Source organism: Kordia sp. E, assembly GCF_056033805.1.
Genome location: NZ_JBRASR010000003.1, coordinates 1,179,000 through 1,203,180, shown reverse-complemented (window position 1 = coordinate 1,203,180; position 24,181 = coordinate 1,179,000). Strand labels below are relative to the sequence as shown.

General features: G+C 32.5%; 12 protein-coding genes. 3 read left to right on the top strand and 9 right to left on the bottom strand.

The features are described from left to right. Positions 1 to 304 precede the first annotated feature (304 nt). Positions 305 to 997 carry a nitroreductase family protein gene (locus ACUUYC_RS18185; RefSeq protein WP_474268102.1) on the top strand — a complete coding sequence of 231 codons (693 nt, stop codon included), beginning with the start codon at positions 305 to 307 and terminating at the stop codon, positions 995 to 997. A gap of 166 nt (positions 998 to 1,163) precedes the next feature. Here ACUUYC_RS18185 and argE read toward each other — a convergent pair whose 3' ends face one another. The 3 genes from argE to ACUUYC_RS18170 all read right to left on the bottom strand — a co-directional run bounded on the left by argE (position 1,164) and on the right by ACUUYC_RS18170 (position 5,536). Continuing rightward, complete coding sequence (argE, locus tag ACUUYC_RS18180) at positions 1,164 to 2,312, bottom strand: acetylornithine deacetylase (RefSeq protein WP_474268101.1); 1,149 nt, start codon at positions 2,310 to 2,312, stop codon at positions 1,164 to 1,166. A gap of 2 nt (positions 2,313 to 2,314) precedes the next feature. Beyond that, the gene (locus ACUUYC_RS18175) at positions 2,315 to 3,718 is read right to left on the bottom strand and encodes a YfcC family protein (protein WP_474268100.1); all 1,404 of its coding nucleotides are present in this window, start codon (positions 3,716 to 3,718) and stop codon (positions 2,315 to 2,317) included. Positions 3,719 to 3,880: 162 nt separating this feature from the next. Continuing rightward, positions 3,881 to 5,536, bottom strand: a complete 1,656-nt coding sequence (locus tag ACUUYC_RS18170) for a tetratricopeptide repeat protein (RefSeq protein WP_474268099.1) — start codon at positions 5,534 to 5,536, stop codon at positions 3,881 to 3,883. Positions 5,537 to 5,668: 132 nt separating this feature from the next. Here ACUUYC_RS18170 and ACUUYC_RS18165 point away from each other — a divergent pair, with 132 nt between their 5' ends. Next, the gene (locus ACUUYC_RS18165) at positions 5,669 to 7,429 is read left to right on the top strand and encodes an autotransporter outer membrane beta-barrel domain-containing protein (protein ID WP_474268098.1); all 1,761 of its coding nucleotides are present in this window, start codon (positions 5,669 to 5,671) and stop codon (positions 7,427 to 7,429) included. Positions 7,430 to 7,434: 5 nt separating this feature from the next. Next, the gene (locus ACUUYC_RS18160) at positions 7,435 to 8,436 is read left to right on the top strand and encodes a hemagglutinin protein (protein WP_474268524.1); all 1,002 of its coding nucleotides are present in this window, start codon (positions 7,435 to 7,437) and stop codon (positions 8,434 to 8,436) included. Between the two features lie 139 nt (positions 8,437 to 8,575). Here ACUUYC_RS18160 and ACUUYC_RS18155 read toward each other — a convergent pair whose 3' ends face one another. The 6 genes from ACUUYC_RS18155 to ACUUYC_RS18130 form a co-directional block, all read right to left on the bottom strand. Continuing rightward, on the bottom strand, positions 8,576 to 11,122 hold the full coding sequence (locus ACUUYC_RS18155) for a two-component regulator propeller domain-containing protein (protein WP_474268097.1): 2,547 nt from the start codon (positions 11,120 to 11,122) through the stop codon (positions 8,576 to 8,578). Between the two features lie 330 nt (positions 11,123 to 11,452). Further along, complete coding sequence (locus ACUUYC_RS18150) at positions 11,453 to 17,152, bottom strand: hypothetical protein (protein ID WP_474268096.1); 5,700 nt, start codon at positions 17,150 to 17,152, stop codon at positions 11,453 to 11,455. A 286-nt stretch (positions 17,153 to 17,438) separates the two neighbouring features. Further along, positions 17,439 to 19,733: a hypothetical protein gene (locus tag ACUUYC_RS18145; RefSeq protein ID WP_474268095.1), complete on the bottom strand. Its 2,295-nt coding sequence runs from the start codon at positions 19,731 to 19,733 to the stop codon at positions 17,439 to 17,441. Positions 19,734 to 19,908: 175 nt separating this feature from the next. Beyond that, positions 19,909 to 21,171: an NAD(P)/FAD-dependent oxidoreductase gene (locus ACUUYC_RS18140; RefSeq protein WP_474268516.1), complete on the bottom strand. Its 1,263-nt coding sequence runs from the start codon at positions 21,169 to 21,171 to the stop codon at positions 19,909 to 19,911. 246 nt (positions 21,172 to 21,417) lie between these two features. Next, positions 21,418 to 22,425: a 4-hydroxyproline epimerase gene (locus ACUUYC_RS18135; protein ID WP_474268094.1), complete on the bottom strand. Its 1,008-nt coding sequence runs from the start codon at positions 22,423 to 22,425 to the stop codon at positions 21,418 to 21,420. Between the two features lie 99 nt (positions 22,426 to 22,524). After that, positions 22,525 to 24,108, bottom strand: coding sequence for an aldehyde dehydrogenase (NADP(+)) (locus tag ACUUYC_RS18130; RefSeq protein WP_474268093.1), 1,584 nt, complete (start codon positions 24,106 to 24,108; stop codon positions 22,525 to 22,527). Between the last annotated feature and the right edge of the window lie 73 nt (positions 24,109 to 24,181).

The window sequence follows — 24,181 nt, the reverse complement described above, 5'->3', positions numbered from 1 at the left end:
ACCAAAAGCGTCATCTGCATAGATGGCGCTTTTTTATTCATATAATGTGAGTTCAATATCAATTGAAAAATCAACATTTTCTTTTGTGAAGTATAGCAAGGATTCATCTTTATTTTTTTTGAACTAACAACCTTTCAGAATCTTACTTTTTAATATGATTTTACACAAAATTCTTGTAGCTTTAGTTTTTAACTAAGTTTATATATTGCTTGGTTTAGTTATTTATAAAAATAACAAGAATTCAAGTTATACACACCTTAACTTTACTATTAGTTTGACAAGAATTTGATTTAAAAATTATTTTATGGAATCACCGAAACACATAATGATTAATGGATATAAACATGTTTCTTTTGAAACGGAACTATTCTCAGAATCTGAATCAATAAATAAAAGTAGTGCTTTTCATAACTGGTTAGATCAAAGAAGATCTGTAAGAGACTTTTCAGATAGACCTGTACCCAAACAAGTAATTGAAAACTTGATTAAAAGCGCATCAACCGCACCATCTGGAGCACACAAACAGCCTTGGACTTTTTGTGCTATTTCTAATCCAATACTAAAAACTCAAATTCGAAAAGAAGCAGAAATTGAAGAAAAGGAAAACTACGAAAATAGAATGAGTGAACGATGGAAAAAGGATTTAGCACCATTAGCTACTGATATGAATAAACCTTTTTTAGAAACAGCTCCTTGGTTAATTATTGCCTTTAAAAAAGTATATGAATTTGGAGAGAATGGAGAAAAGTATAATAATTATTATGTAAATGAATCTATTGGAATAGCTTGCGGAATGATGATTTCTGCTATACATAGTGCAGGTTTAGTCACATTAACACATACACCAAGTCCAATGAACTTTTTGGCTAAAATTCTTAACAGACCAAGTAATGAAAGAGCCTTTTTATTGCTTCCAATTGGATACCCAAAGCTTCCTACATACGTACCAGATTTAAAGAGAAAAGATTTAGATGAAGTAACTGTCTTTTATGAGTAAACACTAGTTAACTACTGTGTAAAATAAATTACTGGCCCTAGCCTACTTGCAAAATATATTCAATTTGAATTTGCTAAGTTTAGTATATTTTAAATACCTAAAAAGATGTACTTTCAATTTTGAAAATTGAAGTGCTTTTGAATTATAAATCTGTATTTAGTTAATTTTATGACCACATTTCGTTAACTAACTTCTCTAAAATTTCAACACAACGATCTAATTGTTCTTGCGCAACAAATTCATTGGCACGGTGTGCTTGGTCTATGCTTCCAGGTCCACAAATAATACTTTCATATCCAGCTTCATGAAACTGTCCAGCTTCAGCTGCATACGCAACCGTTTGCCAACTATGATTTCCTGTCAATTCTTGCACTAACCCAACAATACTATCTGTTTCTTTGGTATCCAAAGCAGGAACTGGTGGATGAATCAATGTATTGGTAATTTTAAAATCAGCAAATTTTTTACGAACTTCTACTTCTCTTTCCGCACAAAAAGCGTAATAATCATCAAACAATTGGTAAATATCATCTTTTGGAATCACACGAGTATCCCATTCAAAATTGCAATAATCAGCAACAATATTAGTAGCAACTCCTCCACTAATTTGTCCAACATGAATTGTAGAATGTGGCGGATCAAAACGATCATCAGAAGAAGTCGTTGCAATTGTTTTCATTTTATTTTCCAACCATAGTATTAACCGTGTACTTTCATGAATAGCACTTACTTCTTTATGAATTCCACTACTATGACCTGCCGAGCCATTTACTTCCGTTTTTACATAACAGACACCTTTTTTACCAATAACAGGTTCTAGCATACTTGGCTCTCCAATAATAGCATATTTAGGAGTTTCTTTATAAGTAAGCTTGATATGTTTTATTAAATCAGGAGCTGCCAAACAACCTATTTCTTCATCATAACTAAAGGCAAAATAAATTGGTTTTTTAAGATTAGCTTTTATCATTGTGGGTAAAACTGCCAAACAACATGCTACAAAACCTTTCATATCACAACTTCCGCGTCCGTAAAGTAGGCCATCTTTTTCAGTTAGCACAAAAGGATCTGTATCCCAAATTTGTCCTTTTACAGGAACGACATCTGTATGACCTGAAAGAATGACTCCATCATCAATAGCAGGACCAATTCTACAATGCAAAGAAGCTTTTGTATGTTCTTCATTTGGCACAAGTGTCGTTGATACTCCATGAGATTCAATGTATTCTTTTATCCAATGAATAATACTCAAATTACTTTCGCCTCCTAATACAGGGAAACTTACCAATTTACTTAATATAGTAGTTGCGTTCATAGTTAATTATAGCCTGTTAATACTGCTATTACGAGTGTGATTGCTGAAAAAATGAATATGGTTAGCGCCACTGGAAATATAAATCTAAACCAACGATCTATGGGGACACGACACATACTAAGCATAGCTATTAATCCGCCAAGTGTTGGGTTTATTAAATTAGAAACTCCATCTCCTATTTGAAATGCTAAAATAGTTGTTTGACGCGTGAGTCCGATAACTTCTCCTGACGGAATCATAACGGGCAAAGTGGCCAATGCTTGTCCACTTCCGGAAGGTATAAAAAAGTTAATAAGACTTTGTGATATTGCCATGCCGACAGCAGAAAGATATAATGGTAAATCTTTCAATAATTCTGATAAATGAAATGAAATTGTATCGCTAATATGCCCCATTTCCAATAATACCTTTATTGTTGTTGCAAAACCTACCATAAACGCTCCTGGCGCAACATACGATACTGATTTTAATAATGTTTCACTAAAAGTGTTGGCATTCATTCTTCCTATAATTCCTGAAGCAATAGCTACCATTAAAAATATAGCAGAAATTTCATTGAGATACCATTTTAAATTAAAAACACCATATAAAATTGCTCCTAAACCAATTATAAATGCAGCAATAACAAGCCAATTATTAGCTGATATTGTATATTTTTTAATAGGTTTTGAAAGCGAGATTCCATCTATATTTAAACCTTTACCTAAGCTTTTTTCTGGGTTTTTAGTAATTTTCTTCAAGTATCTAACATTATAAAAAGCTAAAAAACTAAGTGCACTGAAGCATAATATACTTCTCAACAAAGCACCTGAAAATAATGGAAGTTCAGCAATTTTATGTCCAACACCAACCGTATAAGGATTTATAGGTGATAACCCGAATCCAATAGTAATGGCACCTACTGAAATCCCAGCAGCTAATATTAAATCGCCACCAAGTGCCAACGCTACCACTGCAGCAATAGGAACCATAGCTATATTATGTTCATAACCCACAAAAACACCAAGCGCACCGTAAATAAAAGTCATGATAACTACAGCTAGGTATTTTTTTTCCTGTCCTAGTTTTTTTACGAATGTTCCAACTGCATTTTCAATCGCTTTGGTACGTTCCATTATACCAAACATAATTCCTCCAGAAAAAACGACAAACATGACTTCAATCGCTGCTTTAAAACCCAAAGGAATAGCTTTAAACATATCTAAAAAGCCTATCGGTGTATTAGGAATGACTGTATATGAATTTGGAATCACACGATTACGACCGTCAATTAACATGCGTTTAAACTCTCCCGCAGGAATGAGATAAGTTAATAGTGTTACAAAAACTATAATTAGGAATACAATTACTACAGCATGAGGTATATGTTCATACCATTTCTTCGTGTTTTTTAAAGTAGTGTTCAATGTTTGGCGCTATTTACGAGTAAAGATGTGTAATTTAATCAAATTATTAGAGATCACTAAAAATATGACAACAATTGGTTGATATTTACATGATATGCAAAATTAGACCTTGTTATATCGTTTTTTCTTATGATTTAATGCCTATTCATGCTAATCAATACATTAGAGTAATTGTTGCATAAACAGCTCTAACTCTACTCCTGTTGGAACTTGAAGTTTTTTACGAATGCGATAACGAGCTGACTTTATGGATGGTAATGTAGTGTTTCGTACATTCATAATTTCTTTTATACTTAAATTTAAATAGATTAAGTGGCAAATTTCACGTTCAGATTTAGTCAATTCAGTAAAAGATGCTGCAAGTTTCAACTCAAAAGACTTATCCAATTCTTTACTCTTTTCTGAAACTACATTCAATCTTTTTTCTGTTTCAATTTGATTCTTTAATCTCACCAAAATAGACTGATACGTATCTACAACTCTTTCTGTGCTTCCTTTTGTTTGCAGAATTCGAATTCGCTGCAATAGTTCTTCTTTAAAATCTGTACGCATCTTATTATCAGTTAAAAGGCGCTCAATTCTGTAATGCAAGAAATTAATTTTTTCATTTAATAATTCTGCTTCTAGTTCTTTTCCTTGAATATTTTTTAAGGCAACTTTTTGCTTATAACGATATACAAGGTATAAACTAAATAAAGCTACTACAGCTACGAGAAACAGTACTACAAACAATTGTTTTTGTGAGCGTTGGGAAGCTGCCATTGTTTCCAACTGTACTTTTTCGGTTGCTACACGTAAGCTATCTTGTTGGCGCTTATTTTTGTATATATATGCTAACTCTAATTTTTCAATCTTATTGATTTGATTCATATTAGCTATAGAATCATGATACTTTTTATAAATTTGATAATGATCTAAAGCAATTTTAAAATCATCTTGAGCTTTTGCCAACTTATAGCGTTCATTATAAATATTTGCTAATAATTTTTTACTTTCATATTGTTTCGCCAAAACTTCTGATTGATCTAAATACTTTAAGGCTAATGTGTGTTTTTTAAGCTTACGAGCAATCCTTCCAATTTTACGCAAGGTATTTGCCAAGCGTTCTATCTTTTCATGATTACGATAAATTTCTAGATTCTTTGCGTACATTTCAAAAGCTACAACATGCTTTTTTTGAAGATCATACACTCTAGCAATATTATTATTTACATCAGCTACACGAAGCATATCTTTTCCAAAAAATAATTTGGCACTATCCAAAATGATTAATGCACTATCCATTTCCCTTTTTTTATATAAAAAGTGACCATAATTATTCAATGAAATTCCATAATCAGTACTATCTTTTTTACGTAGTGGTAAGGCTTTTTTAATATAAAAAATTGCTCTATCTAGATCTTTTTGCGCACTAAATAACATGGCAATATTATGATACGAACGACCTATTTTTTTGCTATTATTAGATGTTTTCTTTACCTCTAATGCCTTTAAGTAATAGTCATAAGCTTGTTCATAATTACTTCGCCTTCGCTCAATAATACCAAGACAATCATAGGCTAAAGCCCTTTTTTCAAATCGATCTGTATACCAATAGTCTTTTTCTAAAATTGATAATGCATTTTTAAAAAGTTCTTCTGCTTTTAGTGGATTTGAAGTATCAACCAAAACGCCTAAAGCAATCGATTGCTTTACAATTACTGAATCAGAAGTAGCATTTTTCAATAATGCACTAACTGAATCCATTTTTTGCTGCCTCAATTGACCAAAAGTCAACAAAGTTGTAAATAATGCAAGTAATGGAAGTAGTTTTCTCAATTGGGCATGTTTTGAGGAATTCATCACAAAAGTAGCATTTTTTTATTCTTGCTACTTTTTGCTACCTATATTTTTTAATCAAAATAATGCATTTAAAGTACTTTTGACTTTTTACTAAACTATAATATACTTATGAAAAAGGTACTACTATTTTTGACTTGTTGTTTTCTATTCACAACAACAAACATTTTTGCACAATCACCAGAAAAAATCAATTATCAAGCCATTGTAAAAGATAACAACGGAGATGCTGTCAGCAATCAAAACATTAGCGTTCAAATTAAAATTAATCAAGATACTGCCAATGGAACTACAATATATACCGAAACACATACGATTACTACGGCTGCAAACGGACTCATAACACTTGTTATTGGTGATGGAACTACTACAGACAATCTAGCGATTGTTCAATGGCATAAAAGTACTTTTTTTCTAAATGTTGCCGTTGATTTAAATGCTGGTTCAAACTATACTGATTTAGGAACACAACAATTAGTAGCTGTTCCGTATGCATTGCATGCCAATACAGCTAACACCCTTAAAGCAGCAAACGGAGAGACACAACTGCAAGCAAATACAAATGATATAAAATTATTTAACAACGTTTTTAATACATTTACATTTTCGAGTGGTAAACTAACTACAAATGCAGCGATAGCAAACTTTGGAAACAATCTGCAACTAGAATTTAAAGATGATTCTAATACAAACTCGATTTCAAATATTTTTCCGAATGTAACAACGATTCCTACTCCTGGAAATGCAGATTATGAATTAAACCTAAATGTACGAGGAAATGAAACCTTAAGTGCCAGAGGTAATGGAACAGTTCGTTTCAACAATGCGTTTACATTTCCAAATGCAGATGGAAATGCAGGACAAGCTTTAGTAACTGACGGAAGCGGAACTGTTTCTTGGGCAAGTTCCTCAAACCTAGCAGATACAGATGGCGACACAAAAATTCAGGTAGAAGAAAATACTGATGAAGATATAATTCGTTTTGACTTAGAAGGAACAGAGTATTTCAGAATGCAAAAAGGGCGAATAGATGTAGTAAACTCTGGACTTAGTGTATATCTTGGAGAAAATGCAGGATTAAATGATAATTTAACAGATAATGAAAATGTAGCCATAGGTTACAAAGCGTTGGAAGCCAATGCAACTGGTGGTTCAAATACAGCTGTTGGTGCATTTGCAATGAATTTATCAACTGGAGGAACTGGGAATACAGCTATCGGAATTGGAGCTTTGGAAAGATTGCAAAATGGTAATGAAAATGTTGCTGTTGGTGCTGGCGCGTTGGGAACAACTGTAGGAAGTACAATCACTGGTAATGGTAGCGGAAATGTCGCATTAGGATATCGAGCTGGATTTAATAACAGAGGAAGAAACAATATTTTCTTAGGACGCAACACAGATATTAGCGGAAGTGTTTCTGACAAACTTGTTATTGACAATACGAATACTACGACGCCACTTATTTATGGTGAATTTGATAACAATCTTGTTCGTGTCAATGGTAATTTAAATACTACAGGAAATACAACCACAAATGGAGCAACAACTACGACTGGCAATACAACTACAGGAACACTAAAAATAGGGAGTAGCTCAACGATAGCAGGGATTTATAAAGCAGCTGTGTTTAAAAATGTAGGAAATGTTGGTGGAAATGATGGTCGTACAGAAACATTTACTGTCAATGGTGTCGTTCCGGGAGATGTTGTTTTTGTATCACCTAGCGAAAGTTTAAGCGGTCAAATAGTAATTGTACAATGTTGGGTAAGTGGAAACAATACAGTAAGTGTAAAATTTAGAAATACAGATGGTGGCAGTAGAGATCCTGACGGAGGAGATGGTGCAACCTATTATTTTGGTGTAATTAAATAATGACAATGATGAAGCAACATATATTAACCTTCTCTTTTTTAGTCTTTGGTATGTATTTTAGTACAGCACAAAGCATCGAACGTCAAGTAATTGGGGCAGCAGGCGGAACGCTTTCTAATACCAACACTACTTTAGATTTTACTGTCGGCGAAGTAGCTACTACTACAATTACTGATGGTACTACTACGCTATCGCAAGGGTTTCAGCAAGGAACCATAAAACTAGCTATTCTGCTAGATCCGAAAGTCTTTTTGCAAGGAGCAGCTCTAAATCCATATACTGGAGAAGAATCGTTTATGCGAGACGATTTACACAGAGATAACCACATTCCAACAACATCACCCTATGGAGATGGAAACACACTTGATCCAGGTATTTTTAGTGTATTAGATACAAATGCATTGGTTGATTGGGTTTTGGTAGAACTCAGAGATGCAACCGACAATACCCTAATTGTTGCAAGTCAATCCGCATTATTACAGCGTGATGGAGATATCTTAAATTCACAATACAACACACTTGAATTCGAAGTCCCAAATGGAAATTATTATGTAGTTATCAAGCATAGAAACCATTTAGGAATTATAAGCGCAAATACAATTGCACTTTCAAAAACGACAACTACGGTAGATTTTACAAATGCAAACAACCAAATTACTTTTGGAAGCAATGCACAAACTACTTTTGGAATGCCAACAAATATGGTGGCTATGTGGACAGGAAATGCCAATGGAGATACAGTTGTGCAATACTCAGGAGTTAGTCCTGATACGCCAGATATTCTATCTACAGTTCTTAACGATCCTGGGAATTTCTTAAACTTTCCAACCTATGCAGTTTCTGGTTATAACACAAACGATGTGAATTTGGATGGTAGTACACAATATTCAGGAACAAATCCTGATACGCCGTTTGTGTTACAAAATGTTTTAGCACATCCTGGAAATTTTTTAAACTTTAGCACCTATCAAATCACAGAACAATTACCTGAAAACTTAAACCCATAAAAAGAATAATTAATGAAGGAAGATTTGGGAAATTCTGCTCAAATCTACAAATTAGTCAAGGCAGTGTGGATGTTTATATAGATAGAGTTTGCCTACACCTTTTCTAAACTAGATAAGTTTATTTGCTTTTAGTAAGCAATTAAAACTGTATCTTTTCTAATTGACTTAAATAGGTCTCTCCTACTGGTATCTTTTGATCTTTAATCACAACCCAATTTTTTCCTTTACTTGATACTTTGTCAATTCGAATAATATAGGAACGATGTACTCTCAAGTATTCTAAGACATCTGGAGTTTTTGCTATAAAATCTCCTATTTTACAACGAATCGTATATGTTCGTTTTTCGGTGGAAATGTCTAGATAATTTCCTTGCGATTTAATGTATAGGATTTCATGTGTAGGAATTTTAAAATCTTCTCCATTAGATCGAAATTGAAGAAATTTTTCTTTTCGTTTTAAACGTTTTATTGCCAATCGTATAAGCTCTCGTATAATATCTTTGTTATACGTAAATACACGAATTTTAAAGAATAAATATATAATTCCTGAAAGTAATAATGTGCATAGTCCATAAAACCACCAAGTCTTCCAAAATGGAGGCAATATTTTAAATGTATACAATAGTACATCATCACTATGATTGTCTAAAACACTTGCTTTGGCTTGAAATGTATAATTCCCAGGAGATAAGGACGGAAAACGAATGTTTCTATTTGTTGTTGTTGTCCAATTAGTATCAACCTCTTTTAACCTGTATAGATATTTTATATTGTTAGCATTTTTATGAGATATTGCTTGTATTGAAAAATCAATATTATTCTGATCGTACGATAATTTAACCTTAGATCTATCTACACGTGTATTGTTTACTTTCACGTCTTGTAAAATCAAAGAAATAATTTTTGAATTGACTTTTTCAGCTAAAATTTCTTTTTTAAAAAAACAGGAACCTTCACTAGTGGCAACCCATACAGTATCATTTATAATTTCTATATCATGAATACCGTTACTTAATAAGCCGTCATCTTTTGTAATTGTAGTAATTTTGAATGTGTCATCAGGTTTAAAAGAAATTCTATTCAAACCAGCATTCGTACATGCCCAAACAAGTGTATCATTTTCAATATGAATTTCATTCACAATATTACTTGTCAAACCAGCTTTTTCATCAATAGTATATATACTATCTCCATATACGACAACGCCAGTTCCATGTGTTGCTATGTATACTGTATTTTTTTTCCTATTTACATCTAAATCATCAATTCTTAACTTTAAAAAATCTAATGATTCATTAACCGCTATTATGCTATCTCTATGCACTAATAATCCGCCAGAAGTTCCAATTAAAACTTCTCCTTTAAACATACATACGTCTTGTACTCTATATTTTACTTCATGTCCTATAACTGAATCATTTTTAAGAATACTATATGAATTTGTCCCAGTTATAAACAAAGAATTTCCAATGTCTTCAGGCATTTTTCGAGCATATTTAGTATATACTTTTTTACCTTTTGAATAATTAACAACATTACCATCACTATATCCATATAAGTGATTACGAATAGTATCAAATCCTACTAGTGCTTTATTAATATTTAATGATTTGTATATAGTATCAATCTTATTGTTTTTTATACTTAAAATACTTCCATTATTTAAACCTGCATACAATACATTGTTATTATCTTTTACTAGCGAATAGATATGTTCATTAGTAAAAATATTCATTTGAGGGTTTTTCACATAAAAAACACCATGACTTAAGGTACTAAACCAATAACTGCCTTCTTCATCTATTAGAAAGTTAGTCACAGATTGTTTAGGTAAGAATGTTTTAATGATTTCTCCCGAAGTATTTCTAATTTCAGCGCCATTATTATAATATCCCACAAAAAAGTGGTTATCATCTATACGTTTTATACCAGTTGGGCCATGTATTATATCGATATTTTTTTGACTCTGATCTTTTGAGATAATATACAAACCATCGTTCATTAAAATAAATTGTTCATCATTTAGCACATCAAATTGAAAACGCGAACTAATTATCATATTCAATTCTAAGCTTAATATATTTTCAGCCTGTCCATACTCATCATATGCTAAAAATAATACGTCCTTATCAGTATCAATATTAATATTTATTTTACCATGATTTGGCTTACCGTTATCTGACTTAGGCTCATTGTTATAACGACCGATAAACTTACCGTCTTTAGTTATTTCTACAGCCCCATATATATAATAACCGCCTATATGTAACGATTCGTTTTCATCTAATACAATGCTTTTTACAATACTTCTTGCATTAATATTTTCTTTAAATATAGTATTGTATTTATATTCTTTAAACCCATTAAACTCTTCATCAAAGTAGAATAAACTATGATTTTGATAGCCAAAGCACCAAATTTGTCCATTTTTTTGAGGAAAGAAATTTAGAATAACATTATCGGGCAATCCATCTTCTGTAGTAAAATTTTCAAATTCATATCCATTGTAACGAGATAAACCCTTGTCTGTCGCAAACCATACATATCCATGTTTGTCTTGGTACATATCATATACTTGCGAACTAGGCAAACCATCATCAATACCAAAATGCTTGTATATATGTTCTTGTGCATTGCCTATATTCACAAATAAAAGTAACGCAATAATATATCGATATGAATTCAATTTCTTTTGTTTTCAACAAATGTAATATTATTTAACCCATAAAGAAATTGAAGCAACTGAGTTCGTCACAATAACAAAGGTGTTCATCCCTAGAAACAGTATTTAAAAGGTTTTGTTGTGATGTTTTAAAAAACATCACTTTAGTTGACAATAAAAAAAGAAGTATTATAATTTTATGTGAACTTATTGAAAATTTGTTTTTAGGGACGAATATTAATAAATTTTGAATACAAAAAACGCCATTTCATAAGAAATGACGTTTTACTAAATAATCCCCTAGTTATTTAGTCACAAAAATTCAAGTAAACACTAAATATTTGCTTTTATCAATTAGTCGTTTTCTGGTAATTGCTCAGTAATTTGATACGTACTAAAGTTTAAGAAATTCCCTGGATGTGCTAAAGCATTTTGCAAAATTACAGGCGTATCAGGAGTTGTTCCAGAGTATTGTGTATTCCCGTCCATGTTTATATCATCTGGTTTATAACCACTTACTGAAAATGTAGGGAAATTGAGAAAGTTTCCAGGATCATTCAATACTGTTGATAAAATATCAGGTGTATCTGGATTCGTTCCAGAATATTGAACAAATGAATCTCCGTTTACATTTCCTGCCCACATTGCTATTTTATTTGCCTGCATACCAAAGGTGGTTTGTGCATTACTTCCAAAAGTTATTTGATTAGTTGCATCTGTAAAATCGACAATAGTTGTTCCTTGTTTTAAGGTAACTGTGTTTGCCGTCATAACTGCTAAGTGATTTCTATGTTTTACGACAACATGATATTTTCCAAGAGGAATCGCATCAAAGGTTAAGGGTGCTACTAAACTATTTGATGTAGATACAATATCTCCATCTCGCTGCAGAATACCAGATTGTGCGACTACGACAATACTTGGATCATTGATGTCGCGTAATTCTACCCAAACCCAATCTACCATTGAATTTTCAACATGATCATTTGTTCTAACAAATTCACTTATAGTTACTCCATCTGCATATGGAGATGTTGCACTTAGTAATCCATTGACACGTAAATCGTCTCGCATTAGCCCTTCTTCTCCTATAGTAGGATTTAAACTTGCTCCTTGCAGAATTACTTTCGCGTTAAGCGTTATATAATCACACGATGTATTATTAAATTCTGTTTGCGAATCAATAAATGTCCAATATTCAACACTAAAAGGAATTTCATCAACTAAAACACAATATAAGTCAGGGTTCATTCGTGAATCAAAACTATTGAGAATTGAGTTATTTCCATTTTGAACATTCAAGGTGTTTAATTTATTACCTCCTACAAATACAATTGCTAAATTGGTATTATTGCTAAAATCTAAACTTTCTATTTTATTATTATTACATCTTACATCTCTTAAAGCTAGATTAGTGTCTACCAATAATTCAGAGATGAAATTATTAGAAACGTCTAATACTTCTAACAAACTATTAGTACTTACATCAATCGTTGTAAGATCATTTCGTCTAACATTTATAGAGGTTAGATTAATATTTGCACTAAAATCTAAAGTAGTTAAGTTATTTTGTACACCGTCAATACCTATTAAATTTATATTGTTACTAAGATCGATTGTTTGCAACTTGTTACCCGTAAAAAATAATTGCAATAACGCTGGGCAATTACGTACATCAATAGTAGTTAACTTATTAAAACCTAAACTTAGGAGTTGTAAAAGTGTATTAGTAGACAAATCTAACTCACTAATTTCATTTCCTGAAGCAACTAATGATCTTAGTTTTACATTAGCGTTTACATCTAATTCACTGATTTCGTTACTTCTAACATTTAAAACATCCAGTTCTAGATTGTTACTTAGATCTAGCGTTGTTAGTTCATTGCTTTCACAATTCAAGTAATCTAATTGAGGTGTGTTTACATTTAAGTACGTTAATTTATTAACTCCACAAGATAAAAAAGTTAATGAATTGTTGTGACTCACATTTAGGTTCGTTAATAAATTGTTCGTACAGTTTATTGATATTACATCTGTAAAATCCTCAATACCAGTTAGATTTGTAATTCCTTTATTAATTACATTTAAGGTTGTTATGGTATTAATATTTGCTGTTGGCACAAAATCATCTAATGGTCCTGAATCGTATCCTAAATCAATCAATGCTTGCTCAAAATTATCATCTGGCACATAGGTTCCATAACCACAATTTTCATTAAAGCTTGCTTGATTATCAATGTTCGTCCAATTTACAGTACTCCAAGCGATATTATCTACCTGAATACACGTTAAGTTAGGATTTCCTATGGCTGAGAAACCTACAAAGTTTGTGTTGTTTCCATTTTTGACATTTAATATTTCTAATGCATTATTTTCTGCATACAATTCATTTAATGCCGTCTGAAAACTTCCATTAAAAATAGTTATGTTATTGTTGTTAATATTCACTGATTCCAACAATGGGTTATTAATAACATTTAATTCCGTTAGTGAATTTCCACTTACATTTAGTGTGATAAGGTTCAAGTTATTAAGTATGTCAAGTGTAGTCAATGTGTTTGAAGCACAGTTTAAGCTAGTCAAATTCAAATTATTACTTATATCAAGTGTTCCCAACGCATTAGATGAGCAGTTTAATTCTTGTAAAGCTATAAAGTCTTCGATTCCCGTTAAATCTGTAATTCCTGCATTACTTATGTCTAATGTCAAAATCGCTTCAATTGTTACTGTTGGCACAAAATCATCTAAAGGTGCTGTATCATATCCTAGGTTAATTAGCGCCTGTTCAAAAGCATTATCTGGCACATACGTAAAGCCATAATTACAATTTTCATTGAAACTTACTTGTGAATCAACACTTACCCAATTGGCAGTACTATATGCTCCGTTATCTACTTCTACACAGGAAAGATTCGGGTTCCTTCTTGCTGAAAAACTAGTAAAATTAGTATTATTACCATTTTTCACGTTCAATGTTTCTAAGTTATTATCTGCACAAAATAAACGGAACAATTGTGTGTTTAGTGATACATCTAAAGTTGTAAGATTATTTTCATCAACATCTAAATAGCGTAATTGCAAATTATTACTTAGATCTATTGTGGACACATCATTTGTCCATATTGTTAGCGATTGCAATGCGGTATTATTGGTAACATCGATAGATGAAATTACATTGAAACCACAGTTTAATTCTTCTAAGTTGGAGTTTGCTGAAACATCTATACTAGTTAAAATATTGTATGCACAATCTAATACTTCTAATGCTACAAAACCTTCGATTCCTGTTAAGTCTGATATTCCTTGACTGCGAAGATTTAAGTTTACAATAGTGTTTATATTTGCGGTCAATACATAATTGTCTAGCGTACCAGAATCATGTCCTGAATCTATCAAAAATTGCTCAAAAGCATCATCTGGTATATAGGTGTAAAACTGTTGACAATCTAGATTAAAACTCGTTTGTGAATCAATACTCGTCCAATTTGTTGTGCAATAGGCTGCATCATCAACTTCAATGCATGTTAAATCGGGATTGTTTACTGCTGAAAAATTGGTGAAATTTGTATTATTTCCATTTTTGATTAATAGTACAAGGAAATCATTATCAGAACCATTAAAGTCCGTTAACTGCGTATGATTATTTAAGTCTAAAGATATAATGTCATTCTTACTTACATCTAAATTTGTTAATGCTAAATTGTTACTAATATCTAGTTCAGTAATCATATTAGAATTTATATTCAGATTTGTAAGTAATATATTTGTTGATACATCTATGTTTGTGATTGCGTTTCCTGAACAGTTTAATTCTTCTAGTACAGTAAAAGCTTCAATTCCTGTCATATCTACAATTCCGAGAGAAATTACATCTAAAGTCGTTACTACATTAATAGCATCTGTTGGTACATAATCATCTAGTGAACCTGTGTCATATCCCAAATCAATAAGTGCTTGCTCAAAAGCATCGTCTGGCACATAGGTAAAGTCATAATTACAATTTTCATTGAAACTTGTTCCTGGATCAACACCTACCCAATTCGCAGTACTAATTGCAGCATTATCAACTTCTATACAGGAAAGATTTGGATTGTCAGTTGCTGAAAAGCTTGTTAGATTCTGATTTGTGCCATTTTTTACATTCAATTCTTCCAAATTAGGGCAGTTTTGTACATAAATTTGAGTTAATTGTGTATTCACACTAAGATCGATTGAACTATAATTATTTGTACCAATATCTACAACTTGTAAATTGGTATTATTGGTAAGATCAAGTGTAGATAATCCAGTGTTAAAAGCCCATAATATCTCTAAAGCGTTATTTGCACTCACATCAAGTGTACTCAATTGATTTGCTTGCACATAAAGTTCAGTCAAATTTGAATTATTACTTACATCTACTCCTGTTAAGTTATTAGCTCCAATTGATAATCGATCTAATGCTGTATTTGTGCTTACATCAATTGAAGTTAATTGATTCTCATAAGCTATAATTGTATTTAAAGCACTTAATCCAGTTGTATTTATACTCGTTAATTGATTGTTTTTACACCATAAAACCTCTAAATTAAAATTTGTAGTTACATCAATAGAAGTCAATTGATTGTCATAACAATATAAATCTCTTAAATCTGAAAACGTATCTATTGTTAAAGAAGTTAATTGGTTTCGATCGCATAAAATTTGTATTAAAAATGGATTGTTACTTGTATCTAAAGAAGTAAGGTTGTTTTGAGAAACCGCAATAGCTCGCAATCCAGGATTAGACACAACATTAATACTACTTAACTGGTTATTACTAGCACTGAAAATTTCTAGTTGCGTTAAATTACTTAAGTTTATAAATAGTAAGTTATTATCATTAAGACGTAAATCTTTTAATTGTAAATTGTTATTTAAATCCACAGTAGATAACTGATTGTCATTACAATAGAGTGTTTGTATACTAGGGAAACCATTAATTCCAGTCAAATCTGAAATTCCTTTTGAACTGACATCTAAGCTTGTAACTCCACTAATATTTGCAAAAGGCACATAATCATTTAACGGGCCAGAATCGTATCCTAAGTCAATCAAAGCTTGTTCAAAATTATCATCTGGGACATAGATACCTGAAGAATTACAATTAGTACTAAAGCTCACTTGCGCATCAACAGCAGTCCAATTGTTCGTACTATACGTCGCGTCATCTACTTCAATGCATGAAAGGTTTGGTGTATTTGATACATTAAATGTCGTAATCGCAGTATTGTTATTGTTTTTTATGTTTAAGGATTGTAGATTAATTATATATTGAGCATATAAAACTTTTAATGCAGGATTATTACTCAAATTTAGATGTTCTAAAGTGGTTTGATTTGATGAGTTAAAATTTATATATAAATACTCTAATAATGAGTTATTACTTAGGTCTAATGATGCTATCGGAGTTCCTATTAAGTTTAAAAGTGTAAGCGCTGAACTATGACTCAAATCAATTGTTTGGAATTGATTTCCAGCAATTCTTAACGTTTTTAATGCAGGCGTATTAGAGAGATCTAATGTTGTTAAGTCATTTCCTGAACAGTCCAACTCTATTAACGTACTATTATTTACATTCAGACTTGTGATATCATTTCCATTACAAGAAAGTTTTGTCAACGATGTATTTGTACTCACATCTAAGCTTGTTAGGTTTTGCAATTGAAGACTTATTTCTTCTAAATTTGTCAACCCTGTAACATTGACGCTAGTTAAATCGCCTGTATAAGCAGAAATAAAAATTAGATTGCTATTACTGGTAAAGTTGGCTGTTAGTATTTGATTTTGTCCAAAGTGTATTTCTTGAAGCGCTGCAAAGCCTTCAATCCCTGTTAAATCGGTGATACTTTTTTGTACAATATTTAAATTAGTAATTGTATTGATGTTTGCAGTAGGCACGTAATCATCTAACGGGCCAGAATCATATCCCAAATCAATTAGTGCTTGTTCAAAATTATCATCAGGAACATAGGTTTGCGCAATAGTAAATAATGGTAATATTGTTATTGCAAGGTAGAGTAATTGTTTTTTCATATATAACTTGTATCATATTTTGAAAAACAAAAATATTTTAGCATCCTCAAAAAACACTATAAATATTAGGTATTGTGATAAACACCATATAAAAAGTGACAAACATGAAGTCTGTATAAATTGCTCCAGAAGAAACAAAAATTAGCAAGTTTATAATTTACATAATTTCTGGAAAGAATTTTATCACTAACTCATCCTAGCATCATTTGTATACACCATTTATATGCTGCATCTTTAAACATTAAATACACAAGCTCTCAATCAAGAAAGCTTATGTTATATAAGTTTATGATACACTTGCTACTACAAAACCGTACACATTAGCAAAATAAGTATTACTCGTCCATGGTTGTATTGCAGCTACACCTCCAGGCAACTGACTTGCATTTTTACTAGAGTTAGCAAAAGCCGTCCCATCAGTATTTAAAGCCTTTCCAAAAATTGCACCTCCCATTTGTAAATGATAAGGGCCATGTCCAAAAAGCCATTTATTGTGCCTCCACCAATCACATGGTATATCTTGATAATTAGAATCTAAAGGAACTAATGTATTAGGCTCGCTCCATAAAGCATTTCCTTGATATCTCCCACCAAGAGGTAGATTAGTCATTGAAGATATAGTTTCATTTGTCCAAATACCTTGCAAAAGATCAGGATTAATCGTTGGATTAAACAGTATTCCTTGATCAAGTAGAGAAGCAAATTTACTCGGGTTAGATCTATTTGCAACAAGTGCATTAAACTCATTTACAGAAGGATATCGCCATTGAGTACCCACTGGAACTGGTCCTATTAATTCTTCTATTGTAGATTTTCCATTAATAGCATACACAGTATTAGGATCTCCTGGAGCTCCTGCTGAAGCTGTCCAATTTGCAAACCTATAACCAACATATCCAAATATGAAAATATCTGTTGCATTATTATAAAACAATGGTATTGGTTGAGCTGTTTGCTGAGGTGTTAAACCAACAGCCATACCTAAAGGTAACGTGGTACTTAAATAAGATAAGAAATTATCGGAATACTGTGTAAAAGTGTTTCTAAAGAGCGTTTGGATGTTTTGTAAAGATGAAGTAGATCCACCTCCTAATAAGTATTCAGTATGTAATAAAGATACATGTGAACTCGTCTTCAGTATAGTACTACCATTTGTCACATCTTTATTATCTTCAGAATTATGCGCTTGAACACTTAGCATAATTCCCTGTGTTACAAGTTTTCCATAATAGGTAAAAATCATTTGGATAGTACCATAAAAATTTTCATTACTCATTAAATTGGGATGCTTATTCAATAAACTTGCTGACAATGCAGAAGGAAGACTTGTTCCTGCTGTCGGATTTATATATTGACAAATTGTTAGCGCACTAGTAACTACATCATAATGACTTGATATTTTATCTCTCAAGCTTTTGATGTCGCTCGCACTCATTCCATTAGTTGTCTGTGTAGCATTATACACATGTTGAGCTGCTCTTTTTATTTTTGAAGAATATGGCATAATATCTTCTTCTATTCTATTTAATTCATTACTTTTTAAAATACTATAAATGCCTTTAATAGAATTCTTTAAAGCAGCAAGTTCAGTAATAATAGTATTAATTTCGGATGAAACCTGAGATAAACATTTTTGAATTTCTTCTAGTTTTTGTCCGCTACTTTTTTTATTAAATATCCAATCAGACAACATACTAAAACCATAACTAGCAGCATAACTAGCTGCTGCGCCTCCTATTTTGCCTGCTGCCATTTTCCCAAAATCATCCAATGTATAACTTGTTGCTCCATCTGCCATACTAGAAGAGTTTCCTGCTGCATAAGCAATAGCATCGGTCATATTTTGCATGCGCTTCATATTAGTTCCCAAGGGATTGGTTTGAAGATTTATGACATTAGCCCAATTCGTTTGATTCATTGCCCAATCAGGATTTGATGGAATTGCTGGAGCATTTGAGGTTAGTGTAACTTTTTCTTTATTTTTACTTGAATCGACAGAAGGTTCTCCGGCAAATGCATTTGCAAAAAGTAACTTTTTATCAGATACATTCATTTCATTACCCATTAAACTTTTAGCATATGTTATTATAGAACCATGACTCACAGCATTATATACAAAAATCCGATGATCAAAAACAGAAGAAGGTGCTATCATCGCATAAAAATCTCCCGTATATCCACCGGTAAGGAATCCATTAGCATCATCAAATAAGAATGTTTTTACTTTTGTGGCAGCAGTTTCATAATCAGGTGTGCTTTGTCCTTCTAAATGTAATGCTATTAAAGTAGAAGCTGCATTTAAATAAATTCCCAAACCAGCTTCCATACTTGGTTGAAAGTAACCAGTATAATTTACTTTGCTTTCATCAGAAATAGCAGATTCAGCTGCAGCAGCACTAATGTCTTGACCTGAAAATCCATAAAATTTTAATTCTGTATTTTCTGGGAGATCCATAAATTCAAACCAACCTTCATCATTAGTTTGCATAGAAGTTATTACTGCTTTAGTACTTACATTTTTTACGACTACAGATCCTGTAGCATGTCCTTCAAATAATTGAAGATTTCCTATGATACGCATATTAATTAGTTTTAAGTTCTACATTTATTAAGATGTATCAAATAGAATAAAAAGTATGCAAAAGAACTTATGTAAAAAATACAGTTTTTAAAAAACAGGTAAGATTACTTGTCTGTTATTTTTAAATGACCATTAAAATGAAATTTTTCTATAAAGGAAAAGAGTAATACAGTATTCAAAATTTTCGTCCAACTTCAAAACCATCCAATTTCATAGAAGTTGGCTTCTCTCCTATCAACTCACTAACCAATTTCCCAGTCGCTGGACCCAAGCTCCAACCCATCATGGCGTGACCTGTAGCAACCGTAAGGTTTCTGTAGTTTGCAGTTTTTCCAATATACGGCAATCCATCTGGAGAACACGGACGCAATCCGCAAGCTGCATTTTCTAAAGAACTTTTCGGAATTTCTAAACCATTATAAAAAGTTTGTGCAGCTTTTGCTATCGTTTCAACGCGTTTTTGGTTAATTGTATGATTGATTCCACCTATTTCCATTGTTCCAGCAAAACGTGTAAAACCTTGCATTGGTGTCACAGCTACTTTAGCTTCTACCAAAATAGCTGGCATCGAAATTTTAGTATCTTCAGAAACATCAATTCGATATCCTTTTCCAGCTTGAAGCGGAATATGTACATTCAGTTTTTTAGCCAAAACAGAACTCCATGAACCTGCCGCAAGTACAAATTCATCTGCTTTTAGTGTTTGTTTCGAGGTTTGTACAGAAACAATTTTATCGTTTGCAAACTCTAAATCAGTAATGGCTTCATTCGTATAAAACTGAACGCCTTTTTCTTTTAAAAAAGCAATCAATTTTGGCATGAAATCAGTTGGAGTCATATGCGCATCTGAATCAAAATAAACTGCACCTTTGATATTAAAATCAACATTTGGCTCTAGCTTTTTGACTTCGTCTTTAGTCAAATTTTGAACCTTTAAACCTTCTTGAATTGCACGTTTACCAATTTTCCATTCTTCTTCACCTGCTTTTTCAGTTTGATAACACATCAATAAGCCTTTTCTTTCTAAATGAAAGTCAAAATCGCTTGAATCCTTTAAGTCTGAATACAATTCACGACTCAACAAATTGATATCTTTTACAATCGGAATTGATCTTTCTACATGTGTTGCTGTGGCAGATTTTTTAAACAACCAAGACCATTTTAAGAAATCAGCATCTAATCGTGGTTTTACATAAAAAGGACTTGACGAATTGAGCATCCATTTCAAACCTTTTGTAATCATTCCAGGCGCAGCCAATGGAATCATATGACTTGGCGTAATATATCCAGCATTCACAAAAGATGCTCCACTAGAAATATCGCTTTTATCTACAACCGTAACTTGATGTCCATCTTGCTGTAAATAATACGCGCAACAAAGCCCAATAATACCACCACCAATAATTACTACTTCTTTTTTCAATGTATTTAGATTTATAGATTTCTTAGACTTTCATTCCTGCGAAGGCTGGAATCTAACTTAGACTTCTTAGATCGTTTCTGTTTTATTAAATAACTAAAATATAATTCTACAATCGTCATTTCGAGTGATTTTTGATAAAAAATTGTATCGAGAAGTACTCCAAATATCCTAGCAGATCTCGATACAAAATTTCTTCGAAATTTCACTCGATCTGACGGTTAGAAAAATCTCAATACTAACATCTCAATACTCAACACTATTTTAAATCACTTGAAAACCATGTGCATACGGATCATCTTCTTCATCAATAATGATTGTGTTGTAACCATATACTTTTGCCCAACCTTCTATACTTGGAATAATAGCTAGTTTTCCTTCAAGTGTGGTTTCTTCTTCAACACGACCAATAAATTTTGATCCTATATAACTTTCATGAATGAACTTTTCTCCTACTTTTAGTTTTCCTTTTGCATATAACTGCGCCAATCGTGCAGAAGTTCCTGTACCACAAGGACTTCTATCAATGGCTTTATCTCCATAAAAAACGGCATTTCTTCCTGAAGAAGCTGCATCTAGCGGGTTTCCTGTCCAAAGCATATGTGAAACATCTCGAATGGTTTCATTTTCTGGATGAATAAACAAATTCGGATACGTTGAATTAATTCGATCTCTAACTACTTGTGAATATTGAATAATTTTACTCGCAGTAAAATCGTGAATACCCGAAAAATTCTTTTGCGGATCGACAATTGCATAGTAATTTCCGCCATAAGCGACATCAAAAGTAAGTTCTCCTAATTCCGGACAATCAACTGTTAGGTTTTCTGCAGCTAGAAAGCTTTTTACATTTGTCAATCGAACCCAATCTACTTTTTTTCCAGTTTGTTGATATTCAATTTCAACCAAACCAGCTGGTGCTTCCATCTTTATCTTTCCAGCAACTTTTGGAGTAATCAAGCCTTCTTCTATAGCAATAGTAATCGTTCCTATTGTTCCGTGTCCACACATTGGCAAACAACCAGATGTTTCTATAAATAGAATTCCAAAATCATTTTCAGGATTGCTAGGTGGAAATAAAATACTACCACTCATCATATCATGACCACGTGGTTCAAACATTAAGCCTTTACGAATCCAATCGTATTCTTGTAGAAAATGTTGTCGTTTTTCGCTCATATTCGAACCTTCTAAATTTGGTCCGCCACCAGCAACAACTCTCACAGGATTTCCACAGGTATGCGCATCAATGCAAAAAAAAGTCTTTTTCATCTGTTTTTTTCTATTTTATATTTATGTCAGATGGAATTCGCAAATAATCATATCAGTTATTAACAACTAACTGTTATTGCTCATTTCATAGCAACTTTATTACAATGCGTCTTTCGTTTCTTTATCGTTTACCAAACGTAAAATATTCAAAGGGTTTTCATTCTTCAATTCGTTTGGCAATAATTCATTTGGCCAATCTTGATAACTAAATGGACGAACCCAACGTTTGATGGCATCTCTACCAACCGCCGTAAATCGGCTATCGGTCGAAGCCGGATATGGTCCACCATGTAACATTGCAGGCGCAACTTCCACACCAGTAGGAACACCATTAAAAATGATTCTTCCAACACGTTGTGACAATGCATTTACGATGTTTCCATGTTCTTGAACTTCATTATTTTCAGAGATAATCGTTCCTGTCAATTGTCCTTCTAAGTTTGCAACAATTTCTTCTAATTCAGCTGAATCTTTACATTCAACTACCAACGAGAATGGTCCAAATACTTCTTCATGCAAAGTAGAATTCTCTAAAAACGTTTTACCATCAACTGTTGCAATTGCTTGTTGTGCGTAGTTTTCAGCGACAGCATTATCAATGTTTGCAACCGTTTTTACATTAGTTTGTCCTTGTACTATTGCTTTATTACTTGCAAACGACCTGTGAATATTTGGATGCAACATACATTGCGGTTTTATCTGAGTGATTTCTTCCGCTATTGTTGCTATAAATTTTGTGAGCGAGTCACTTTTTATTCCTAAAATTAATCCTGGATTGGTACAAAACTGACCAATTCCTAAGGTAATAGAACTTGCGTAAGTTTTTGCCCAAGCTTCACCTTTCGTTTCTAATGCTTTCGGTAATAAAACTACAGGGTTTATACTTCCCATTTCTGCAAATACAGGAATTGGTTCCGTACGTTTTGCAGCTAAATCTAATAAAGCACGTCCACCACGAATACTTCCCGTAAAACCAACTGCTTTTACTTTTGGATGCTTTACTAATTCCTGTCCAACTTCAATTCCACTACTATTTAAGTTTGAAAACACACCATTTGGCATTCCCGTTTTTTGTGCCGCTTTTGCGATTGCAGAGGCAACCAATTCGCCAGTTCCTGCGTGCATTGGATGCGATTTTACAATGACTGGACAGCCTGAAGCTAATGCAGAAGCTGTATCGCCACCTGCTGTGGAATATGCTAATGGAAAGTTACTTGCACCAAAAACCACTACTGGTCCAACTGGAACTAACATTTTTCGTAAATCAACTCTTGGCATTGGTGTACGATCAGGTTGTGCAGGATCAATTCGTGCTTCAACCCATGAACCTTCTTCTAATAACGTTGCAAACGTTCGTAATTGTCCAACAGTTCGTCCGCGTTCGCCTTTGGCTCTTCCTTCTGGCAAACCAGTTTCAGACATATACGTTTGTACCAATTCATCATCCAATGCTAAAATTTCATCTGCGATTGCATTTAAAAATGTTGCTTTTTTTGCTCCAGAAACTTCATTATAGCTTTTAAAAGCTGCTGAAGCTAAGTTTACAGCCGTTGAAATTTCTTCTGAAGTTGCTTCTGTATATACAACTTCATTTTCAGCATTTGCTTTGGGATTAAAGGTTTTATATGTTTTATTTCCTGTGGCAGAAAGTGAATTTCCTATATAGTTTTTTCCTGTGATCATACTTTTTATGTTTAGTTGTTCTTTTCTTTAATTGCCTAAAGAGAAGAAACTGAAAATACTCTTTTTTGAAAAA

What these genes read in the sequence shown, in the direction of transcription:
- ACUUYC_RS18185 (WP_474268102.1), top strand. Translation starts at nt 305, where the DNA reads ATGGAATCACCGAAACACATAATGATTAATGGATATAAACATGTTTCT.
- argE (WP_474268101.1), bottom strand. Translation starts at nt 2,312, where the DNA reads ATGAACGCAACTACTATATTAAGTAAATTGGTAAGTTTCCCTGTATTA.
- ACUUYC_RS18165 (WP_474268098.1), top strand. Translation starts at nt 5,669, where the DNA reads ATGAAAAAGGTACTACTATTTTTGACTTGTTGTTTTCTATTCACAACA.
- ACUUYC_RS18160 (WP_474268524.1), top strand. Translation starts at nt 7,435, where the DNA reads ATGATGAAGCAACATATATTAACCTTCTCTTTTTTAGTCTTTGGTATG.
- ACUUYC_RS18150 (WP_474268096.1), bottom strand. Translation starts at nt 17,152, where the DNA reads ATGAAAAAACAATTACTCTACCTTGCAATAACAATATTACCATTATTT.
- ACUUYC_RS18145 (WP_474268095.1), bottom strand. Translation starts at nt 19,733, where the DNA reads ATGCGTATCATAGGAAATCTTCAATTATTTGAAGGACATGCTACAGGA.
- ACUUYC_RS18135 (WP_474268094.1), bottom strand. Translation starts at nt 22,425, where the DNA reads ATGAAAAAGACTTTTTTTTGCATTGATGCGCATACCTGTGGAAATCCT.
- ACUUYC_RS18130 (WP_474268093.1), bottom strand. Translation starts at nt 24,108, where the DNA reads ATGATCACAGGAAAAAACTATATAGGAAATTCACTTTCTGCCACAGGA.